Consider the following 20136-nt stretch of genomic DNA (forward strand, 5'->3'; position numbering starts at 1 on the left):
GTTCAGTCCCGGAACCGCCCGCAGAAGTCGACGAGCACGCGGTTCACCTCGGCCGGTTGTTCGAGATAGCCGAAATGCCCGGCACGTTCGATCTGTACGTACTCCGCACCCGGAATCGCCTCGGCCACCTCGCGAGCCAGCTTCGGCGGCAGGGTGCGGTCGTCGGCGAACCCGACGACCAGCGTCGGACGGGTGATGTTGCGGTACGCCGAGAGCCGGTCGGACTCCTTGTTGTGGAGTTCGAGCTGCGCACGCACCCCCGGGGTGATCGTCTGCGGCGAGAAACTGATGATGTCGAGCCAATCCCGGGCGGAGCGGTCGTCGTCGAGGGTGTGCGGCGACAGGTTGAGATGAGCCGTGATGGCGGCCTCGTACTCCGGCGGCAGCTTGATCTTGTTGTCGTAGAGCGCGCGCTCACCGGCCGAGATCGCTTCCTGCAGCGGGGTGTTGCGACCATAGGTGGCGATCAGGACGGCAGCCTTGACGACGTCGGGCCGCGCCAGGGCGAGTTCCTGGGTGATCCGGGCGCCCAACGAGGTGCCCACGACGATCGCCGGACCGCGACCCAGATGCTCGATGAGTGCGGCGGTGTCGGCGACCATGTCGTCGAGGCTGAAACCCTCCGCACACTCCGACGACGGGGCGATGCCGCGGTTGTCGAAGGTGACGACGGTATAACCCGCCTTCACCAGTGCCGGTTCCTGATTGGCCTTCCACACGCGACCGGGACTCCCGGTGCCCATCACCATGACGACGAGCGGGCCGCTCCCGGCCACGCTGTAGGAGATGTCGATGCCGTTGACGCGTGCCGTACTGGGAGCTGTCATGCCTTGTCCACCACCGGGTTGGAGAGCGTGCCGATTCCGTTGACGGTCACCGAGACCCGTTGTCCGGCAACCATGGGTCCCACCCCTTCGGGCGTGCCCGTGAGGATCACGTCACCGGGGAGCAGGGTCATGATCCGCGTGATCCACTCGACGATCTCGCCGATGTCATGCAGCATCAATGACGTCCGCGTGCGCTGCTTGACCTCTCCGTCGAGCTCGGTGACGAGTTCGACGTCGGACGGATCGAAGGAGGTCTCGATCCATGGACCGAGCGGGCAGAAGGTGTCGTAGCTCTTGCCACGTGTCCACTGACCGTCGGCCTTCTGGTGATCACGGGCGGTCACGTCGTTGGCGATGGTGTAACCCAGGATGACATCCTTGGCCTGTGCGGCCTTGACGTCCTTGCAGGGACGGCCGATGACCACGGCCAGTTCGCCTTCGTAGTCGACGCGGTCCGACGACGGCGGGCGCACGATCGGGACCTCGGGACCGATGATCGAGGTGTTGGGCTTGATGAAGATCACCGGGTCGGCGGGTGCCTCACCACCCATCTCGGCCGCGTGCGCGGCGTAGTTCTTGCCGATGCAGATCACCTTGCTGGCCAGGATCGGGGCCAGCACACGGACGTCGGCCAGTTTCCAGGAGCGACCGGTGAACGTCGGGGTGCCGAACGGATGCTCGGCGATCTCCTTGGCGACAGCGTCGTCGCCCTCCCCTTCGACGGACACGAAGGCCACTCCGTCGGGACTCGCAATTCGACCTAAGCGCATGTCCAGACCCTATCGCACCCATCGATCCCATCCGTTGGGAGCCGAGTTGGCCATCCCATCCATCAGTCTTAGAATGTGAACCAATTGTTCCAAAGTATGAGATTCGGAGCGGGGTGAGTTCGGATGGATGACGTGAGCATCATTTCCAGCACCAGGAGGTGGGTCATCCTCGGATGCTCCCTGCTCGCCGCACTGACGACCACATGCGTCGTGAGCGGCGTCGCGTATCTGATCCCCGCGCTGCACACCGACGCCGGACTGACCCTCACTGCGGCGTCGACGCTCGCCGCCGTCCCAACGATCGGCCTCATGATGGCCACGTTCCTGTGGGGGATCCTGCTGGACCGATACGGCGAACGCCGGATCCTGCTGATCTCCCTGTCGATCTCGCTCGTCGGCGCCACCGGCGCGGCCGTCGCTGCGGCCGCCGATGCGTCGTACGTCCTCGTCGGAGCGGCACTCCTGGTGGGTGGCATCGGATCCGGCGCCGCCAACGGCGCCAGCGGTCGGATCGTGGTGGGCTGGTTCCCCTCCCAGCAACGCGGCACCGCGATGGGTGTCCGGCAGATGGCGCAACCCCTGGGCATCGGGACGTGCGCGTTGACCATGCCGGTCGTCGCGGACATCCAGGGACCTGCTGTGGCCCTGGCCATCCCCGCCGTGATCACCGCCGTCGGCCTGGTCGCCGTGCTGATCGGCATCACCGACCCACCGCGTCCGGCGACTTCCGTTGGTACCGAACACGATCCCACGACCGACCGAAACCCCTACCGGGGCAACTCGTTTCTGGCCCGCGTCCACGTCGTCAGCATGCTGCTCGTCGTACCGCAGTCGATGATGTGGACCTTCGTGCCCACGTGGCTGATCGTGGCCCACGACTGGTCACCCGCCGGCGCCGGGATCCTGATCACCGTGACGCAGGTGGTCGGCGCCCTCGGCCGGATCGCCGCGGGCCGATGGTCGGACGCCTGGCTCTCCCGGATGGGTCCCATCCGGATCATCGCGGTCGCGGGTGTCGCATCGATGTGCGCTCTCGCCGTGGCGGATTGGTTCGACAGTCCCGTCGCACCCGCTCTGATGGCGGTGGCGAGCGTGATCTCGGTGGCCGACAACGGCCTGGCGTTCACCGCCATCGCCGAGTTCGCCGGGCCCGACTGGAGCGGACGCGGACTCGCGGTGCAGAACACCGGACAGTACCTGGTGACCGCGGCTACGACGCCGGTGTTGGGGGCTCTGATCGCCGCGGTCGGTTTCCCGGCGGCGTTCGCGGTGACCGCGCTCGCACCGCTGGTGGCCACTCCCCTGGTCCCGCGCGACGCCCAACGGCTCGACGAGGAGCCGGTGAAGGCCTGACCGGCCCGGGAATCCACCACATATGGATCAACCCACCACCCGATCGCCGGGTGGTGGGTTGATTCCGTGGTGCGGGTTCGCGGACCTCAGGCGAGGCGTTCGCGGATGCGTTTGCCGACCTCACTGGTGACGACCGGGCCGCTGCGCTCGGCGAGGTCGTCGGCGACGGCCTTCTCGATCCGGGCCGCGGCGTCGTTCTCACCGAGGTGCTGGAGCAGCAGCGCCGTGGACAGAATGGCAGCGGTCGGATCGGCCTTGCCCTGACCGGCGATGTCGGGTGCCGAACCGTGAACCGGTTCGAACATCGACGGGTTCGCGCCGGTGGCATCGATGTTGCCCGACGCCGCGAGCCCGATTCCGCCGCTGACGGCAGCCGCGATGTCGGTGATGATGTCGCCGAACAGGTTGTCGGTGACGACCACGTCGAAGCGGCCGGGGTCGGTGACCAGGTAGATGGTCGCCGCGTCCACATGGCAGTAGTCCGTGGTGACGTCGGGGAATTCGGCGCCGATCTCCTCGACCGCACGGCTCCACAACTTCCCGGCGAAGCCGAGCACGTTGGTCTTGTGGACCAGCGTGAGCTTCTTACGACGCTGCTGCGCACGCTGGAAAGCGTTGCGCACCACGCGTTCGACGCCGAAGCGGGTGTTGACGCTGACCTCGGTGGCCACCTCGTGCGGGGTGCCCACGCGGATCGAGCCACCGTTGCCGGTGTAGGGCCCCTCGGTGCCCTCGCGGACGACGACGAAGTCGATCTCGGGGTCGCCGGCCAGCGGCGAGGTGACACCCGGGTACCTGCGCGACGGACGCAGGTTCACGTGGTGATCCAGGGCGAAACGCATGGTGAGCAGCAGGCCGCGTTCGAGGATGCCCGGGGGCACCGACGGATCGCCGATGGCGCCCAGCAGGATTGCGTCGTGGCGGCGCAACGACTCGAGGTCGTCTTCGGTGAGGAGCTCACCGTTGCGGTGGTAGCGGCGAGCGCCGAGATCGAACTCGGTGGTGCTCACCGACGGGACGACGGCCTCGAGGACACCGAGCGCCTCCCCGATGACTTCGGGTCCGATGCCGTCGCCGGCGATGACAGCGAGCTTCACGACAGGTCCACCTGCTCGATCAGGGTGGCGCCCACGGCCGTACCGATGGCCTCGACGACGTCGTCGCCGACCGCGCTGCTCACGCGCAGCATCATGGTCGCGCCGCCGCCCTCGGCATCCTGCGACAGACCGGCGGCGAGGATGTCGACGCCGGCATCGCCGAGCAGGGTGCCGATCTTGCCGAGCGAGCCCGGACGATCGGCGTAGCTGACGATCAGGTTGTGGCCCTCGGCGCGGAGGTCGAAGTTGCGGCCGTTGATGTTGACGATCTTCTCGACGAGGCGGGGCTCGGTGAGCGTGCCGGAGACGTTGTGGACCGAGCCGTCGGCGAAGACGGCCTTCACGTCGACGACGCTGCGGTGGTTGGGGCTCTCCGGAGCGGTGGTCACCTCGCTGGTGACGCCACGGCTCTCGGCGACGGCCGGGGCGTTGACGAAGGTGACCGGCTCGTCGAGGACTGCCGAGAACAGGCCGCGCAGCGCCGACAGTCCGAGGACCTCGACGTTCTTGGCGGCCAGCTCACCGCGGACGTCGACGACGATGGAGGTCGGCGGCTCCTTGCTGATGGCGCCGACGAGGACACCGGCCTTGCGGGCGACCTCGAGCCACGGGGCGACCTCTTCGTCGACCGCGCCGCCGGTGATGTTGACGGCGTCGGGCACGAAGTGACCCGCCAGGGCGAGACGAACGCTCTTGGCGACGTCGGTGCCGGCACGGTCCTGGGCCTCGCTGGTGGAGGCGCCGAGGTGCGGGGTCACAACGACCTGCGGGAGGTCGAACAGCGGCGAGTCGGTGCAGGGCTCGGTCGCGAAGACGTCGAGGCCCGCGGCGCGGACCTGGCCGGAATTGATGGCGTCGGCCAGTGCCTGCTCGTCGATCAGACCACCGCGGGCGGCGTTGACGATGACGACACCCTTCTTGGTGCGGGCGAGCTGCTCGGCGCCGATGAGACCGAGGGTCTCGGGCGTCTTGGGCAGGTGCACGGTGATGAAGTCGGCGCGCTCGAGGAGCTCGTCGAGGCTGACCAGCTCGATGCCGAGCTGAGCGGCGCGGGCCGGCGAGACGTAGGGGTCGTACGCGATGATGTGGGTCTCGAAGGCGGCCAGACGAGCGGCGACCAGCTGACCGATGCGGCCGAGGCCGACGACGCCGACGGTCTTGTCGAAGATCTCGACGCCGTTGAAAGACGAACGCTTCCAGGTCTTCTCGCGCAGGGTGGCGTCAGCGGCCGGGATCTGGCGCGACGCCGACATCAGCAGCGCGATGGCGTGCTCGGCGGCGGTGTGGATGTTGGAGGTCGGCGCGTTGACGACCATGACGCCGCGGGCGGTGGCCGCGGGGACGTCGACGTTGTCGAGACCGACACCGGCGCGCGCGATGATCTTCAGCTTCTTGCCGGCGTCGAGGACCTCGGCGTCGACAGTCGTCGCGGAACGCACGAGGATGGCGTCGGCGTCGACGACGGCCTCGAGCAGCTTGGGACGGTCCGGGCCGTCGACCCATCGCACCTCGACACCGTCACCGAGTGCTTCCACGGTGGACGGCGCCAGCTTGTCGGCGATGAGTACGACCGGGCGGCCAGCAGAGCTCACAGTCTTTTCTCCAGGTTCGGGGCAGGTGCGATTTCTCACCTTCGGCAGGACGGAGCGTCGTGGACTCTCCGCATCACAGCTTAAAGGTCTGGTAGATGGCTCCGAACAGGCGGTCTACCCCAAAAGGGAAGCCGTGTCCGTGTGGCTGGGTAGAGTGTGACGGGCATTACGGCGCGTTACGGCGAGCATCACGGAAGGGTTGCAAACCGACCGCGGGTCGATCCCACGCCGGAGCGAATGCCGGGGAGTCCCGGTACGGTGTGCTTTGACCGCCTGCCGCGACCTTTCCGGCAGGCGTTTCGGCGCATTGCGAATTAGAAGTGGAGAGCGGATGACGAAGAAGCTGACGGCACTGTTGGCGGTTTTGGCTGCGACGGTGCTCGCCGGCTGGGGAGCGGGTGTCGCGGTTGCGGCCCCGGCGAAGATCTTCCTCGGGGGCGGCTCTGGAATTCTTGTCCTCAAAGGTGGTAACTCCGCTGCAGCCTGCACCCTGACGACGATCGGCCGCTCCAAGACCGGCAAGCTCATCGGCATCACCGCGGGACACTGCGGTAACCCCGGCCAGAAGGTCTACTCGGAGACCTTCCAGGACCGCGGCCAGGCCGGCACCATCACCCACTCGTTCTCCGACCTCGACATGGCGATCATCCAGATGGACGCCTCGAAGGTCGTGCCGCTGCGCACCGTCCGCGGCGTGACGATCCGCTCGGTCGACCCCCGACCCATCGGCTTCCCCACCATCGCGTGCAAGGAAGGCCGCACCACCGGAAACACCTGTGGCATCGCCTGGTTCTCCGAGGGTGACGTCCACCTGAGCCAGCTGTGCGTCATCGAAGGCGACTCCGGCAGCCCCGTCGTCGTCGGCGACCGCCTCGTCGGCATGGTGAACGCCTACTACTTCCTCGGTTGCTTCGGCCCGGAGACCGGCACCAACATCAAGCCGATCCTCAACCGGGTGGCCTCAATCCCCGAGTACAAGGGATTCACGATCGCCTGATCGAACTTCCCCATGCGACGCCCCGGGTTCACACCCGGGGCGTTGTGCGTTTCCGGGACATTGCCCGCCCAGCCGCAGCTTTCGCTGAAAACCGCCCCTGAGATCGACCCTCCAGGGGTGGACCGGCGACATAGTGCCGCCGGTCCCCCTGTGGAGGGTCTCTTTCAGGGGTGCTTTCCAGGGGCGGTTTTCGGGGCCCGCGGCCACCCACCGCTCCCGCAAACCCACCCTTTTTCGGCAGATCCGCCCCTTTCGCGGGGGTGGGTCTGCCGAAAAAGGGTGGGTTTGTGCGTCGACGACGGCGGGCCCGCACCTCCGGAGAGATGCGGGCCCGCTGTCAGTGCATACGCAGGACTACCGCCGCCTACCGACCGGTGTCGGCGAACTGGTCAGCGTCGAGCCTCTCCGCGGCACTGCCGTCCACCAGTTCAGTCCGTGACTCGGCGTTCATCCAATAGAAGCGCAGCATCGAGTAGAGCGCCGCTCCGCCCGGCGTATACCAGGGCGCGTCACCCAGCATGTATCGCGGCGAATCAGGCGCGCTCTCTATGACCACTACGTCGCGGGCCGGCCGTGATTCGGTCCGTTCCGCCGTGATTCGAGCGATGTCGACCCACCGGATCTCCGTGTCAGACGCAGTCCGATGGTGCGTCAAGCCCTGGTCGTCGAAGGTGATACTCGGCGGCCCATATTTCCGGCGGGCATACTCGCCATAAACCGCGGCGGCTACGATGACGGCGACCCCGATCGGAAAGAAGACCTTCTGTCCTGGCGTCAGCGACAGGTCGATCACGCCCGACGGGACGAGCACCACGAATCCCACACCGCCGACAGTCGCCAGCGCCAGCGCGACACGAATCAGGCGATCGTAGACACGGTCGTAACGCAAAATGGTCCGCGCGCCAGTGAACTCAACGTTGGGCTCGACCCGTTCGAGAACACGGACTTGGAGTACACCGACTGCAGCGATGATTATCGCCAACGAAAACGCAGCTGTAACGAAGGCAGTCGGCACATCCCGCGCTCGAAACGCACTCACCGCCAGAGCAACCGCAGCCGGCGTCATCAGAGCGACGAATAGGAGTCCGATCACACGGCCACCCCGCCACGCTTCCGGCCTGCGTACATCGGTCACGAAACTCCCCCCTCTACCCTCGTCGGAAACGCCCCCGACGCAACAGTTTTCGACCCGTGGAGCGTATGTCACGACGTCGGCGCTGGACAAACGGCTTCTCCGACCTTCTTGCCGACCCACCCGAAGAGCCAGCTTCCAGCCATGGAGCCTCCTGCGGCACCGGCGACAGCCGCCGGGCCGCCAGGGGCGGACGCGCCTGCGCCAAGAACGCCGCCCGCATACCCGCCGGCGGCGCCGAACGCAGCCGAGAACCCCGCGACGCACTTGTCCTCAGCCACTACAACGTCATAGATTCCAACGCCGATCGCCAGCGCTGGACCACCGTACTTAGCACCCGCCCCGAGCTTCTCGGCGCCTGCCGCCGAGATCCGCGGGATACCGTGACCGTCATCGACATACTTGTCGACTCCACTGAGCACGCCCCCGATGGTCGTCTCGATCGGATGCGAGAAGAACGGGCTGTCCGCCGGTATGTCCCCAGTACGACCGTCCGGCGTAGTCACTCGGCCGGTCTTGTATCCGTCCTCCCATTCCTCCGCATATGCCGTAGTTCCGTCAGCCCAGGTGGTGGAGAATACCTTCGTTCCGGTGAGGTCCTCCCATGAGTGCGAAGTCGAGATCACCTTCCCGCCGCGGTCATAATGCTTGACAGTCGTCTCGAAAAGCTTCATTGACGGCATGGACCCCCGGTACGGATCCCATTCGGTGATGACTTGGCGACTACCGTCCTGCATGTAGAGAATCTTGTGGCGGCCCTGATCATCTTCGAACCTCTCTGTTGCTCGCACCGTCATCGCCATGTCCTCGGCACGCACCATCAGCTGCTGTTGCAGACCCAGAAGGGTGCCCGGGTTCGGCACTTGATCGGTCGGGGCCACTAGCCCCGGAATCGGTACAAACATGTTTGTCGACGGGTTTGTCCAACCGTGCTTGCCCGCGGCGGCCTGGATGGCCTGTGCAACTGAGTTGTCAGCGGCGTCGACTGCCAACAGGAGTTGGTTTGTGGCGCCCTGCTGTCGATTAGCTTCCCCGGCCAGACGATCGGCCTCCTCGATGGACATTTCAATCGGGTCGATCAAGACGACCCACGCGTCGGTCACCCAGAGTTTGCTCGCGTCCACGGCGTCAGCCTTCGCCAGAAGGTCTGTTCGCGCTTTTCCAAGCGTGTGTGCCCCCTCGGAGAGCGCCAACCCTACTGAGGCAGCAAACGACGCAAGATCTGTCGCCGAGTTGGTCGCGCGCCGGAACGCCGCTGTCCCGGCATCGTGACTCAGCCCTGTCCAGCCTCTCAGTGAGGGCAGACTCTGACACGCCGTGTACACCGACCCGACAGCAGACTCGGTCGTCGCCCCTGCTGTGTCAACTGATTCCCCGCCGCCGGCGAGTGCTGCCGGAGCCCAACCGGTGAGCTGCGGGCGAGTCGGCAGCACGCTAATTCCTCCCGGCCCCGAACTCGAGACTTTCGAACGTTCGAGCTAGCGCCGCGTCCTCGACCTCAAACGTATTGCCCGCGCCTCGAACTGCGTTTCCGATGGAGCTCAGACTGTCGGAAATCGACTCCGCCCGCGACCGAAGCTCCAAAGCAACGAGTCGTGCAGCCCACTGCGTCGCCGAACCGTCGACACAATCCGCAGCGAGTCGCGCCTTGTCTCCGAGATCAGCTGCCACAAGAGCCGAAGCAGCGTCGTCGGCTTGGTTGGCAAGCGATTGGAGCACCCCAGAATCTACCCGCATCACACCCCCATTGATGTTCGCAGGTGACGGTAGCAGTCCCCTGCAACATCACGTCACAGGCCATTCACAGCCGGTCCCGGTCGACCGTGGCCTAAAAGCCGATCGGCCCCCGGGAAATCCCGGGGGCCGATCGTAAGAAATGCTTAGACTCAGGCGGTCTCGGTGATCGGACGATCAACCCAGCTCATCAGGTCGCGCAGCTTCTTGCCGGTGACCTCGATCGGGTGCTCGGCGTTCTGCTTGCGCAGGCCCTCGAGCTCCTTGTTGCCGCCCTCGACGTTGGCGACGAGGCGCTTGACGAAGGTGCCGTCCTGGATGTCCTTGAGGATGGCGCGCATGCGCTCCTTGGTGTCGGCGTCGATGACGCGGGGGCCCGAGATGTAGCCACCGAACTCGGCGGTGTCGGACACCGAGTAGTTCATGCGGGCGATGCCACCCTCGTACATGAGGTCGACGATGAGCTTGAGCTCGTGCAGCACCTCGAAGTAGGCCATCTCCGGTGCGTAACCGGCCTCGACCATGACCTCGAAGCCGGCCTTGACCAGTTCCTCGGTGCCACCGCAGAGCACGGCCTGCTCACCGAAGAGGTCGGTCTCGGTCTCTTCCTTGAAGGTGGTCTTGATGATTCCGGCGCGGCCACCGCCGATGGCGCTGGCGTAGCTGAGAGCGAGAGCCTGGCCCTCACCCTTCGGGTCCTGGGCGACCGCGATGAGCGCGGGCACACCCTTGCCGTCGACGAACTGGCGACGGACGAGGTGGCCGGGGCCCTTCGGGGCGACCATGGCGACGGTGACGTTCTCCGGAGCCTTGATCAGGCCGAAGTGGATGTTCAGGCCGTGACCGAAGAACAGCGCGTCGCCGTCCTTGAGGTTCGGCTCGATGTCCTCGGTGAAGATCTGCGCCTGCGAGGTGTCGGGTGCGAGGACCATGATGACGTCGGCCCAGGCGGCAGCCTCGGAAGCGGTCAGGACCTTGAGGCCCTGCTCCTCGGCCTTGGCCTTGGACTTGGAGCCCTCACGCAGGCCGATGACGACGTCGACGCCCGAGTCACGCAGCGACAGCGAATGCGCATGGCCCTGGCTGCCATAGCCGATCACCGCGACCTTGCGACCCTGGATGATCGACAGATCTGCGTCGTCGTCGTAGAACAGTTCGATGGCCACTTTGTTTCCCTTCGATTTGTGGCGCCCCTCGCGATTCTCTCTCTCGCCGAGGGACATATAAATTCTTTCGCCGCTGTCAACAGCGCAGTCTACGGTCAGCGGTTGGCCGACATGCTCTTCGGTCCGCGTCCGAGCGCAACGGCGCCGGACTGGGCGATCTCGCGGATGCCGTAAGGATCGAGCATCCGGAGCAGCGCCTCGAGCTTCTCCGACGTACCGGTGGCCTCGATGGTGAGGGACTCCGGCGACACGTCGATGACCTTGGCGCGGAACAGGTTCACCACCTCGATGACCTCGGTGCGCACCGTCGAGTCCGAACGGACCTTGACCATCATGAGCTCGCGGGACACCGAGTTGGCCGGGTCCTGCTCGACGATCTTGATCACGTTCACCAGCTTGTTGAGCTGCTTGGTGACCTGCTCGAGGGGGAAGTCCTCGACGGAGACCATGATGGTCATCCGCGAGATCCCCTTGAGCTCGGTGGGTCCGACGGCCAACGACTCGATGTTGAACCCGCGACGCGAGAACAATCCGGAGACACGGGCCAGGACGCCCGGCCGGTCCTCGACCAGGACGCTGAGGGTGTGGGTGGTGCTCACTTCGGGTCCTTCTCTGCTGCGCGGTCGGCCCCGGCGTTGTCGACCTGCTGGTCGACGGTCCCGCGGGGGGCGTTCATCGTCTCGTGGATTTCGACCGGGTCCGACGCCGACTCCTCGTCGTCGAACAGCGGTCGGATGTTGCGGGCCGCCATGATCTCGTCGTTGCCGGTGCCGGCGGCGACCATCGGCCACACCTGGGCGTCCTTGCCGACGATGAAGTCGATGACGACCGGGCGGTCGTTGATCGCACGTGCCTGCGCGATGACGTCGTCGACGTCCTCCTCACGCTCGACGCGGAATGCGACGCAGCCCAATGCCTCTGCCAGCTTCACAAAGTCCGGGATCATCCGCGAGTGCGTGGCGAGGTCGGTGTTGGAGTAGCGCTCTTCGTAGAAGAGGGTCTGCCACTGGCGGACCATGCCCAGGTTGCCGTTGTTGATCAGCGCGACCTTGATCGGGATGCCCTCGATCGCGCAGGTGGCCAGTTCCTGGTTGGTCATCTGGAAGCAGCCGTCGCCGTCGATGGCCCACACCTCGGTGTCGGGTGCGGCGGCCTTGGCGCCCATGGCGGCGGGCACCGCGTAACCCATCGTGCCCAGACCACCGGAGTTCAGCCAGGTGCGCGGCTTCTCGTAGGAGATGAACTGAGCGGCCCACATCTGGTGCTGGCCGACGCCGGCGCAGTACACCGCGTCGGGTCCGGCGGCCTTGCCCAGCGCCTGGATGACGAACTCCGGCGACATCGAACCGTCGGTCTGACGGTCGTAGCTCAGCGGGTAGGTCTTCCGGATGCCGTCGAGGTAGGTCCACCACTCCGACAGGTCCGGCGTGGTGCCGGTGGTCGCCCGCTCGTCGCGCAGCGTCTCGGTCAGCTCGGCGATGACCGCCTTGCAGTCGCCGACGATCGGCACGTCGACCGGACGGTTCTTGCCGATCTCGGCCGGGTCGATGTCGGCGTGGATGACCTTGGCGTCGGGCGCGAAGGAATCGAGCTGACCGGTCACGCGGTCGTCGAACCGCGCGCCGAGGGTGATCAGCAGATCGCTGCGCTGCAGGGCGCCCACCGCCGCGACGGTGCCGTGCATACCCGGCATGCCCAGGTGCTGGTCGTGGCTGTCGGGGAACGCGCCGCGCGCCATCAGGGTCGTGACAACCGGGATGCCGGTCAGCTCGGCGAGCTCGAGCAGCTCCTCGGAGGCGTTGGCCTTGATGACGCCGCCACCGACATAGAGGACCGGCGACTTGGCGGCGTTGATCAGGCGAGCCGCCTCGCGAACCTGCTTGCCGTGCGGCTTGGTGACCGGACGGTAGCCGGGCAGGTCGATCTGCGGCGGCCACGAGAACGTGGTCTGACTCTGCAGGATGTCCTTCGGGATGTCGACGAGAACCGCACCGGGACGGCCGCTCTCGGCGATGTGGAAGGCCTCGGCGATGGTCTTCGGGATGTCGATGGCGCGACTGACCAGGAAGTTGTGCTTCGTGATCGGCATGGTGATGCCGGAGATGTCGGCTTCCTGGAAGGCGTCGGTGCCGATCAGCGAGCGGCCGACCTGGCCGGTGATCGCCACGACCGGAACGGAGTCCATCTGCGCATCGGCCAGCGGGGTGACCAGGTTGGTGGCACCCGGGCCCGAGGTCGCCATCATGACGCCGGCGCGACCAGCGACCTGCGCGTAGCCGGTGGCGGCGTGGCCGGCACCCTGCTCGTGGCGCACGAGGACGTGGCGGACCTTGGTGGAGTCGAGCAGCGGGTCGTAGACCGGCAGGACCGCACCACCGGGGATGCCGAAGACGACCTCGACACCGAGCTCCTCGAGGGATCGGACCACAGACTGCGCACCGCTGACGCGCTCCGGCGCGACGGTGTGCTGACCTACCGCACGGAGGTTGCCCGCCGCGGGAGACTGCTGACGCAGTCCGGCGTTACGCGTCGGCTCATTACGGCCGGCGTCGGTGCGTGCTGTTGGTGCGCTCACTGCACGATCCTCATCTTGTTTGTATTTCGGTGGTTGGGTGATGTGACTACCTGACATGAAAAAACCCCCGACAGCTTCCGCTGTTCGAGGGTGGCGCGTCGATGCCGGTAGGGGTCTGCGAAGTGACCGGTCAGGCGACGCGCCAGCCGATTACTACGAGGATCCCGTTTGTCATCACGTAGATCACGGTAGGACCGCGCGTCGTTCTGAGTCAAACTCCGGACCATGCCGTCCCACATGATGAGAACGCACTGGTGGTGACGGACGTCTCACCGACTACTGCCGGGTAGACCCGACGCCGCGTTCCTCGTGGCCGGGTTGGCACAATGGATGTGTGCCGACTGACTCCAGCGACCCCGCCGCCTCGACACCCGACGACTCTGCGGAGATCCCCTACCCGGTGGTCTTCCGCATCAACCGTGTCGCGTACTTCACGGTGCCGATGGTCGCGCTCGTGGTGGTCCTGCTGCTCGGCGCCTCGTACTGGTTCGCTTTTCTCTTCGTCGTCCCGGTGGCCCTGTACATGTGGATCCACCGCCTCCGCACGATCGTCACCGAGGACGGACTCCGCGTGGTGGGTGGCCTGTCCACCACCGAACTCCCCTGGTCCGAGATCGCCGGCCTGCAGTTCCCGAAGTGGAGCTCGGTCCGTGCGGTCCGGCCCGACGGTGAGCGGATCAAGCTGCCCGCCATCGGTTTTCGCGATCTACCCGTACTGAACGTGGTGAGCAAGGGTCGCATCCCGGATCCGTTCGAGGCCGCCGCGAACCGCGACAAGTAGGTTCGATCGGTCCCGGCGGCACAGAATCGACGCTGCGCGAACGGCTTTGACAACGACGGCAGCCGATAGGCTCGTCGCGTGACGTACGCGATGCTCGACGCGAACCAACTCGACGACCTGATCTCCGACGGTCAGCTCGGTGCGGCCGCGACCGCGCTCTCGGCGCTGCCCGCCGGTGACATCGCGGCTCTCCTCGACCGTCTGTCCCATCAGGCGCGGGGCGTGGCCTTCCGTCTCCTCCCGAAGGATCTCGCCGTCGAGGTCTTCGACGATCTCTCCTCGGGCTCCCAGCGTCGACTCATCGACGATCTCGGGACGGTCGAGGTGGCGGCCGCGTTCGATCACCTCGACCCCGACGACCGCGCCGAACTCCTCGACGAACTGCCCGCCGGCGTCGCCCGGGCCCTCATCCAGCAACTCACCCCCGGCGAACGCGACGTCACCGCCGTCGTGCTGGGTTACCCGCGCGGTTCGGTCGGGCGTCGGATGAGTCCCGAGTTCGTCCACGCCCGGCGCGACGAGACCGCCGACGCCGCCCTCACCCGGGTCAAGGACCGCGGCCACGCCGCCGAGACGATCTACACCGTGCCCGTCCTCGACGATGCGCGTTCGCTGTGTGGCGTCGTCAGCCTCCGCGACCTCCTCCTCGCCGAACCCGACGCACCCATCGCCGAGCTGATGAGCAAGCCGATGTTCGCCCACGTCGACGACGACGCCGAGTCCACCGCCCAACGATGCATCGACCGCGGCATTCTCGCGATGCCGGTCGTCGATCGTGACAACCGGCTGGTCGGTGTCCTCACCATCGACGACGCGGTCGAGGTCGTCGAACAGGCCCGCGACACCGACGAGGCCCGTGCCGGCGCGCGCGAACCGCTCCGCGAGCCGTACCTGCACGCATCGATCCTGTCGATCACCCGCGCCCGCATCGTGTGGCTGTTCGTCCTCGCGGTGTCGGCGATCCTCACCGTCAACGTCCTGGAGATCTTCGAGGGCACCCTCGAACAGAAGGTCGCCCTCGCCCTGTTCATCCCGCTGCTGACCGGCATCGGCGGCAACACCGGTTCGCAGGCCGCCACCACCGTCACCCGCGCCCTCGCGACCGACGACGTCACCACCCGCGACGTCGTCCGGGTCGCCGCCAAGGAGGTCCGGGTCGGACTCACGATGGGCTCGCTGCTCGGCGTCGCCGGATTCGCCGTCGCCGCACTGGTCTACGGGGTCGACATCGGCGCGGTCATCGGGCTGACGATCGTGTCGATCTGCACGATGGCTGCGACCGTCGGCGGCGTGATGCCCCTGGTCGCGAAGTCCATCCGGGTGGACCCCGCGGTCTTCTCCACCCCGTTCATCTCGACGTTCTGCGATGCAACCGGCCTGATCGTCTACTTCTCCATCGCCAAGGCGGTTCTGGGAATCTGAGTCCGCCGCCGCTGCGTCGACGGCCCGGGGTCACGTCCGAATCGTTTTGTTTCCGCATGTCACAGCGGAGTAGCCTGGTCTCTCGGCGACTCGCGACGCCCACCCTCAGCGTGCGACGCCGTTCAACCCAGTTCCCGGGGCCCACAGCCCGAGTGAGACAAACCCCCGGGATCGCGGTGTTGACGCCAAGAGTCCGACGCGCACAACGTCTTCGGCCCAGCAGTGCCCGAAACCGTTCGGCGACGCCGACTCTGCCCGACCCGACGATCGATATTGAGGAACCCATGCCAGCCTTGAGGTCACGCACCACCACCGTCGGCCGCGAAGCCGCCGGCGCCCGCTCCCTGTGGCGAGCCACCGGTATGACCGACGACGATTTCGGCAAGCCCATCGTGGCGATCGCCAACTCGTACACGCAGTTCGTGCCGGGCCATGTGCACCTCAAGGATGTCGGCGAGATCGTCGCCGACGCAGTGCGAGCCGCGGGCGGCGTCCCGCGTGAGTTCCACACCATCGCCGTCGACGACGGCATCGCGATGGGCCACGGCGGCATGCTCTATTCGCTGCCGTCCCGCGAGATCATCGCCGACTCCGTCGAATACATGGTCAACGCCCACACCGCCGACGCACTGGTGTGCATCTCCAACTGCGACAAGATCACCCCCGGCATGCTGAATGCCGCGATGCGCCTGAACATCCCGACCGTCTTCGTGTCCGGCGGTCCGATGGAGGCCGGCAAGGCGGTCGTCGTCGACGGTGTCGCCCAGGCGCCCACCGACCTGATCACCGCGATCTCCGCGTCGGCCAACAGCGACGTGGACGAGGACGGCCTGAGCGAGGTCGAGCGGTCGGCCTGCCCGACCTGCGGCTCCTGCTCGGGCATGTTCACCGCCAACTCGATGAACTGCCTCACCGAGGCCCTCGGACTCGCCCTGCCGGGCAACGGCTCCACGCTGGCCACCCACGAGGCGCGTCGTGCGCTGTTCGAGCGCGCCGGCAAGGTCGTCATCGAGGCCGCCAACCGCTGGTACCGCGAAGACGACGCGTCGGTGCTGCCGCGGAGCATCGCGACCCCGGCCGCCTTCCGGAACGCGATGGCGCTCGACGTCGCCATGGGCGGCTCGACCAACACCGTGCTGCACATCCTCGCCGCGGCGCAGGAGGGCGAGGTCGCCGACTTCGATCTGTCGACCATCGACGAGATCAGCCGCAACGTTCCCTGCCTGTCGAAGGTCTCCCCGAACTCCGACTACCACATGGAGGACGTCCACCGGGCCGGCGGAATCCCGGCGATCCTCGGGGAGCTGCGTCGGGCCGGTCTGCTCGACGACACCACCTCGACCGTCTACAGCCCGACCCTGGCGCAAGCCCTCGACGACTGGGACATCCGCGGCGGCAAGGCGACCGACGAGGCCGTCGAACTGTTCCACGCAGCTCCGGGCGGCGTCCGCACCACGACCCCGTTCTCGACGGCCAACCGGTGGAGCTCGCTCGACACCGACGCCGCCGGCGGTTGCATCCGCGACCTCGAGCACGCCTACACCGTCGAAGGTGGGCTGTGCGTCCTGCGCGGGAACCTCGCACCCGACGGTGCCGTGCTCAAGACGGCGGGCATCGACGAGGACCTGTGGCACTTCGAGGGTCCGGCCCGCGTGGTCGAGAGCCAGGAAGAGGCCGTCCAGGTCATCCTGTCGAAGACCATCCAGGCCGGCGAGGTGCTCGTCGTCCGCTACGAGGGCCCCGCGGGTGGGCCGGGCATGCAGGAGATGCTGCACCCGACCGCCTTCATGAAGGGCACCGGCATGGGCAAGAAGTGCGCCCTCATCACCGACGGGCGGTTCTCCGGCGGATCGTCGGGTCTGTCGGTCGGCCACATGTCGCCGGAGGCGGCGTCGGGTGGCGCGATCGGACTCGTCGAGGACGGCGATCAGATCCTCATCGACGTCAAGACCCGTCGCCTCGAGGTCCTCGTCGACGACGAGGTGCTCGCCGAGCGTCGCGCGAAGATGGAGGCCTCCGAGCGCCCGTGGCAGCCGAAGGACCGTGAGCGCACCGTCACGACCGCGCTGCGCGCGTACGCGAAGCTCGCGACGTCGGCCGACAAGGGTGCGGTCCGTCAGGTCGACTGACCGCTGAACCACAAAGTGCGGGGTGCGTACCGGATCGGTACGCACCCCGCACTTTCGTCTGTGCCGGCTCAGTTCAGCGGGTTGGTCCCGTTCGCCAGAATCCATACGGCGGCGGCTGCACCGATGCCCACGATCAGCCACACGAACGACCCGACGAACGGCCGGCGCGCCCAGCCGCGCGGGTAGTCCAGTGAGTACAGGCCCGGACCGGTGAGGATGACCGCGGCCGCGGTGGCCGCGAGAAACAGCTCGTACTCCGCGCCCTGTGCGGCAGCGAAGAATTCGAAACCTCCGGCCGAGGACACCCGATACGCCGCGGCGATGAGCATCGTGCCGAGGATGGCCGACGCACCGATCGGGGTGAGAAGACCGAGGATGACCATGAGGCCGCCGACCGTCTCCGCCAGCGCGCCGACGATGGCAAGGATCTGCGCGTAGTCGGCGTTGAATCCGCCGTCGACGAGCATCTGCTCGAAACCGCTGAGCCGCGGCCCGTTCCACAGGCCGAACAGCTTCTGCAGTCCGTGCGCGCCGACGAAGCCGCCGAGCGCGATGCGCAGCAGCAACAGCCCGAGGTCGAGGGTGCCGCGGCGGGATTTCGCGAGCGCATCCTCGAGATCGTCGTCGGCGACCGACTTGGTTTCGTATTCGTCCTCGGGCGTCCGGTTGCGACGGCGGCCGAACAGGCGCCGGCCCTCCGGTTCGTCATCGAGCAGCGCAGTGTCCGCGGCGTTCGAATCGGCCGGGGTCGCGCTGTAGCGACCGGCGGTGTCGTCCTCGTCGAGGAAGTCGTAGCGGGCGGTGCCGACCGGCGGCAGCGCGGGTTCGGGTCTGGTCGCACTGTCGTCGGCGGGAATGTCGACAGGGACGTCGCCGACCGGGATGTCGCCGGCGGCGGGGGACCCGGCCGGGCGACGATCGAACGCCACGGTCGGTTCGACGTCGGGTTCCGTGCGCGGGGCTTCCGGCGCACGAGAGGGCTGCGGGGACGGGGAGGGGGTCTTCGAGGATTCCGAGGCGCGGGGAGGTTCGGGGACGGGCGGGGCCGACGGCTTGTCCGCGCTCCCCTTGATCTGCCGGGTCTCCACATCACCGGGATCGATGTCGTCCAGGTCGTCGACCCGCGCAAACGGTGCCGGCCGCCGTGCGTGCCGGTTGTAGAAGTCATCGCGATCGACCTCGGGCCGCGGTGCGGGGGTCGGCGGATGATCCTGGACCGGGATCTGGCCGGTCGGTTCGTCGTAGGGGCTCATCGCGGGCGGGCTCGACGTATCGGGCTCCCTGGCGCTCGGCGTGTCGCGTTCGCTCACAAGCCCGACTCTAGAGGCTCGGGCGGTGCGCTCCCCGCACCCCGGCGGGGTGAGTCGGCACACCATTACTGTGGACGCCATGTGGAAGGGGCGGCCGACAGGCCGAATGCTGGTGGCGGTTCTGGCGGTGATCGCGCTCGCCGTGGGCGGCTGCGCGAACTTCACCGAACAGGACCGCCAGCGGGAGGCCGGCGCATTCAGTCCCAACAACCGTCCGAGCGGTCAGGCCGAGCCGACCCCGCCGCCGGAGACGCCGCGGGACACCCAGCCGCCGCCCACCGGTCCGTGCGTCGACCCCGACCCCGCGGTGATCGCAACCTGCCTCGCCTCGACGGGCGGGGTGATGCCCGGTGACGAGCAAGGCGAGGTCACGGTGGTCGCCGAACGCACCACCGGAAAGATCATCACCACCAAGCGTTACGGCCCCGAACGGGTCCTCGGTCAGGCACCCGTCGACGCGTCGGGCGACGGCGGACTCATCGATTTCGCCTTCTCCCCCACCTACTCCCAGGATCGTCTGATCTACGCGCTGATCACGACACCGTCGGACAACCGGGTCGTGCGGCTGGCGCCCGGCGACGTGCCGAAGCCGATCCTGACCGGAATCCCCAAGGGCGCCACCGGGAACATGGGCTCGATGTATTTCCGCACGCCCACCGAACTGGTGGTCGCCACCGGTGACGCCGGGAACCCTGCGGCCGCCGAGGACCCGTCGTCACTGGCCGGAAAGCTTCTGCTGATCACCTCGTTCACCTCGGGCGTCAGCCCGCGCCCGCGAATCCTGGCCTCCGGCTTCGGATCATCGGTCGCCCTGTGCCCCAACGAAACCTCCGGGACCATCTACGTCGCCGACCAGACGGCCACCGAGGACCGCGTGCAGGTCATCGAAGAGGGCGGCCCCAAGGTGCTGTGGACCTGGCCCGACAAGCCGCAGATCGCCGGATGCGGTGTCGCGGGCGGCAGCATCTTCGTCTCGACGACCCGCACCCAACGCATCGAGGGCATCCGCGAACCCACCCGCGAGGACCCGACGATCACACCGCCGGTGGTCGCGCTCGAGAAGCGCTACGGCGCGCTCGGCCGAATGGCCGCTCTGCCCAACGGGCTTCTCCAGGTGGCCACGGTCAACAAGCAGGCCGGCAAGCCGAAGCCGACCGACGACCGCGTGTTCCGCTTCCTCCCGCAGGGCGGTGGCAACGACCGGACCTGATCGGGCGCCACCGCTCCCTGAGGTGCGAACCGAACGCGCCG

General features: G+C 67.3%; 16 protein-coding genes. 6 read left to right on the forward strand and 10 right to left on the reverse strand.

Features of this window, described 5'->3' with window-relative positions; genetic code table 11:
• Window positions 1-2: 2 nt before the first annotated feature.
• Window positions 3-827 (reverse strand): alpha/beta fold hydrolase, encoded by an 825-nt coding sequence (locus OK17_RS11045; protein ID WP_119032785.1) that lies wholly within the window; start codon window positions 825-827, stop codon window positions 3-5.
• Window positions 824-1597, reverse strand: coding sequence for a fumarylacetoacetate hydrolase family protein (locus OK17_RS11050; RefSeq protein ID WP_461417463.1), 774 nt, complete (start codon window positions 1595-1597; stop codon window positions 824-826). Before OK17_RS11050 ends, OK17_RS11045 begins: the two co-directional genes overlap by 4 nt.
• A 123-nt stretch (window positions 1598-1720) precedes the next feature.
• Here OK17_RS11050 and OK17_RS11055 point away from each other — a divergent pair, with 123 nt between their 5' ends.
• Window positions 1721-2950 carry an MFS transporter gene (locus tag OK17_RS11055; RefSeq protein ID WP_461417464.1) on the forward strand — a complete coding sequence of 410 codons (1230 nt, stop codon included), beginning with the start codon at window positions 1721-1723 and terminating at the stop codon, window positions 2948-2950.
• An 86-nt stretch (window positions 2951-3036) separates the two neighbouring features.
• Here the strand turns inward: OK17_RS11055 and OK17_RS11060 are convergent, their stop codons facing one another.
• Window positions 3037-4047 (reverse strand): 3-isopropylmalate dehydrogenase, encoded by a 1011-nt coding sequence (locus OK17_RS11060; RefSeq protein WP_461417465.1) that lies wholly within the window; start codon window positions 4045-4047, stop codon window positions 3037-3039.
• Window positions 4044-5639 (reverse strand): phosphoglycerate dehydrogenase, encoded by a 1596-nt coding sequence (serA, locus tag OK17_RS11065; protein WP_232716143.1) that lies wholly within the window; start codon window positions 5637-5639, stop codon window positions 4044-4046. Before serA ends, OK17_RS11060 begins: the two co-directional genes overlap by 4 nt.
• Window positions 5640-5970: 331 nt before the next feature.
• Here serA and OK17_RS11070 point away from each other — a divergent pair, with 331 nt between their 5' ends.
• On the forward strand, window positions 5971-6636 hold the full coding sequence (locus tag OK17_RS11070) for a S1 family peptidase (protein WP_006865709.1): 666 nt from the start codon (window positions 5971-5973) through the stop codon (window positions 6634-6636).
• A 364-nt stretch (window positions 6637-7000) separates the two neighbouring features.
• Here OK17_RS11070 and OK17_RS11075 read toward each other — a convergent pair whose 3' ends face one another.
• From OK17_RS11075 to OK17_RS11095, 5 genes are all read right to left on the reverse strand, one after another.
• Window positions 7001-7771, reverse strand: a complete 771-nt coding sequence (locus OK17_RS11075; RefSeq protein WP_461417466.1) for a hypothetical protein — start codon at window positions 7769-7771, stop codon at window positions 7001-7003.
• Between the two features lie 68 nt (window positions 7772-7839).
• Window positions 7840-8892 (reverse strand): hypothetical protein, encoded by a 1053-nt coding sequence (locus tag OK17_RS11080; RefSeq protein ID WP_461417467.1) that lies wholly within the window; start codon window positions 8890-8892, stop codon window positions 7840-7842.
• 762 nt (window positions 8893-9654) lie between these two features.
• Entirely contained in the window at window positions 9655-10668 is a 1014-nt protein-coding gene (gene ilvC / locus OK17_RS11085) for a ketol-acid reductoisomerase (protein WP_039880683.1), read from the reverse strand.
• A 95-nt stretch (window positions 10669-10763) separates the two neighbouring features.
• Window positions 10764-11267 carry an acetolactate synthase small subunit gene (gene ilvN, locus OK17_RS11090; protein ID WP_005199381.1) on the reverse strand — a complete coding sequence of 168 codons (504 nt, stop codon included), beginning with the start codon at window positions 11265-11267 and terminating at the stop codon, window positions 10764-10766.
• Window positions 11264-13243: an acetolactate synthase large subunit gene (locus OK17_RS11095; protein WP_461417468.1), complete on the reverse strand. Its 1980-nt coding sequence runs from the start codon at window positions 13241-13243 to the stop codon at window positions 11264-11266. The genes ilvN and OK17_RS11095 overlap by 4 nt, the downstream gene beginning before the upstream one ends.
• Window positions 13244-13577: 334 nt before the next feature.
• Here OK17_RS11095 and OK17_RS11100 point away from each other — a divergent pair, with 334 nt between their 5' ends.
• From OK17_RS11100 to ilvD, 3 genes are all read left to right on the forward strand, one after another.
• Window positions 13578-14024: a PH domain-containing protein gene (locus tag OK17_RS11100; protein WP_461417469.1), complete on the forward strand. Its 447-nt coding sequence runs from the start codon at window positions 13578-13580 to the stop codon at window positions 14022-14024.
• 78 nt (window positions 14025-14102) lie between these two features.
• Complete coding sequence (gene mgtE / locus OK17_RS11105; RefSeq protein WP_461417470.1) at window positions 14103-15446, forward strand: magnesium transporter; 1344 nt, start codon at window positions 14103-14105, stop codon at window positions 15444-15446.
• A gap of 284 nt (window positions 15447-15730) precedes the next feature.
• Window positions 15731-17575 carry a dihydroxy-acid dehydratase gene (ilvD, locus tag OK17_RS11110; protein WP_461417471.1) on the forward strand — a complete coding sequence of 615 codons (1845 nt, stop codon included), beginning with the start codon at window positions 15731-15733 and terminating at the stop codon, window positions 17573-17575.
• Window positions 17576-17643: 68 nt separating this feature from the next.
• On the opposite strand, the gene OK17_RS11115 is transcribed toward ilvD, so the two are convergent.
• On the reverse strand, window positions 17644-18885 hold the full coding sequence (locus OK17_RS11115; RefSeq protein ID WP_461417472.1) for a DoxX family protein: 1242 nt from the start codon (window positions 18883-18885) through the stop codon (window positions 17644-17646).
• A gap of 106 nt (window positions 18886-18991) precedes the next feature.
• On the opposite strand from OK17_RS11115, the gene OK17_RS11120 reads away from it, so the two are divergent.
• Window positions 18992-20095, forward strand: a complete 1104-nt coding sequence (locus tag OK17_RS11120; protein WP_006865701.1) for a PQQ-dependent sugar dehydrogenase — start codon at window positions 18992-18994, stop codon at window positions 20093-20095.
• Window positions 20096-20136: the final 41 nt, after the last annotated feature.

This window comes from Gordonia sp. GN26, assembly GCF_054823965.1.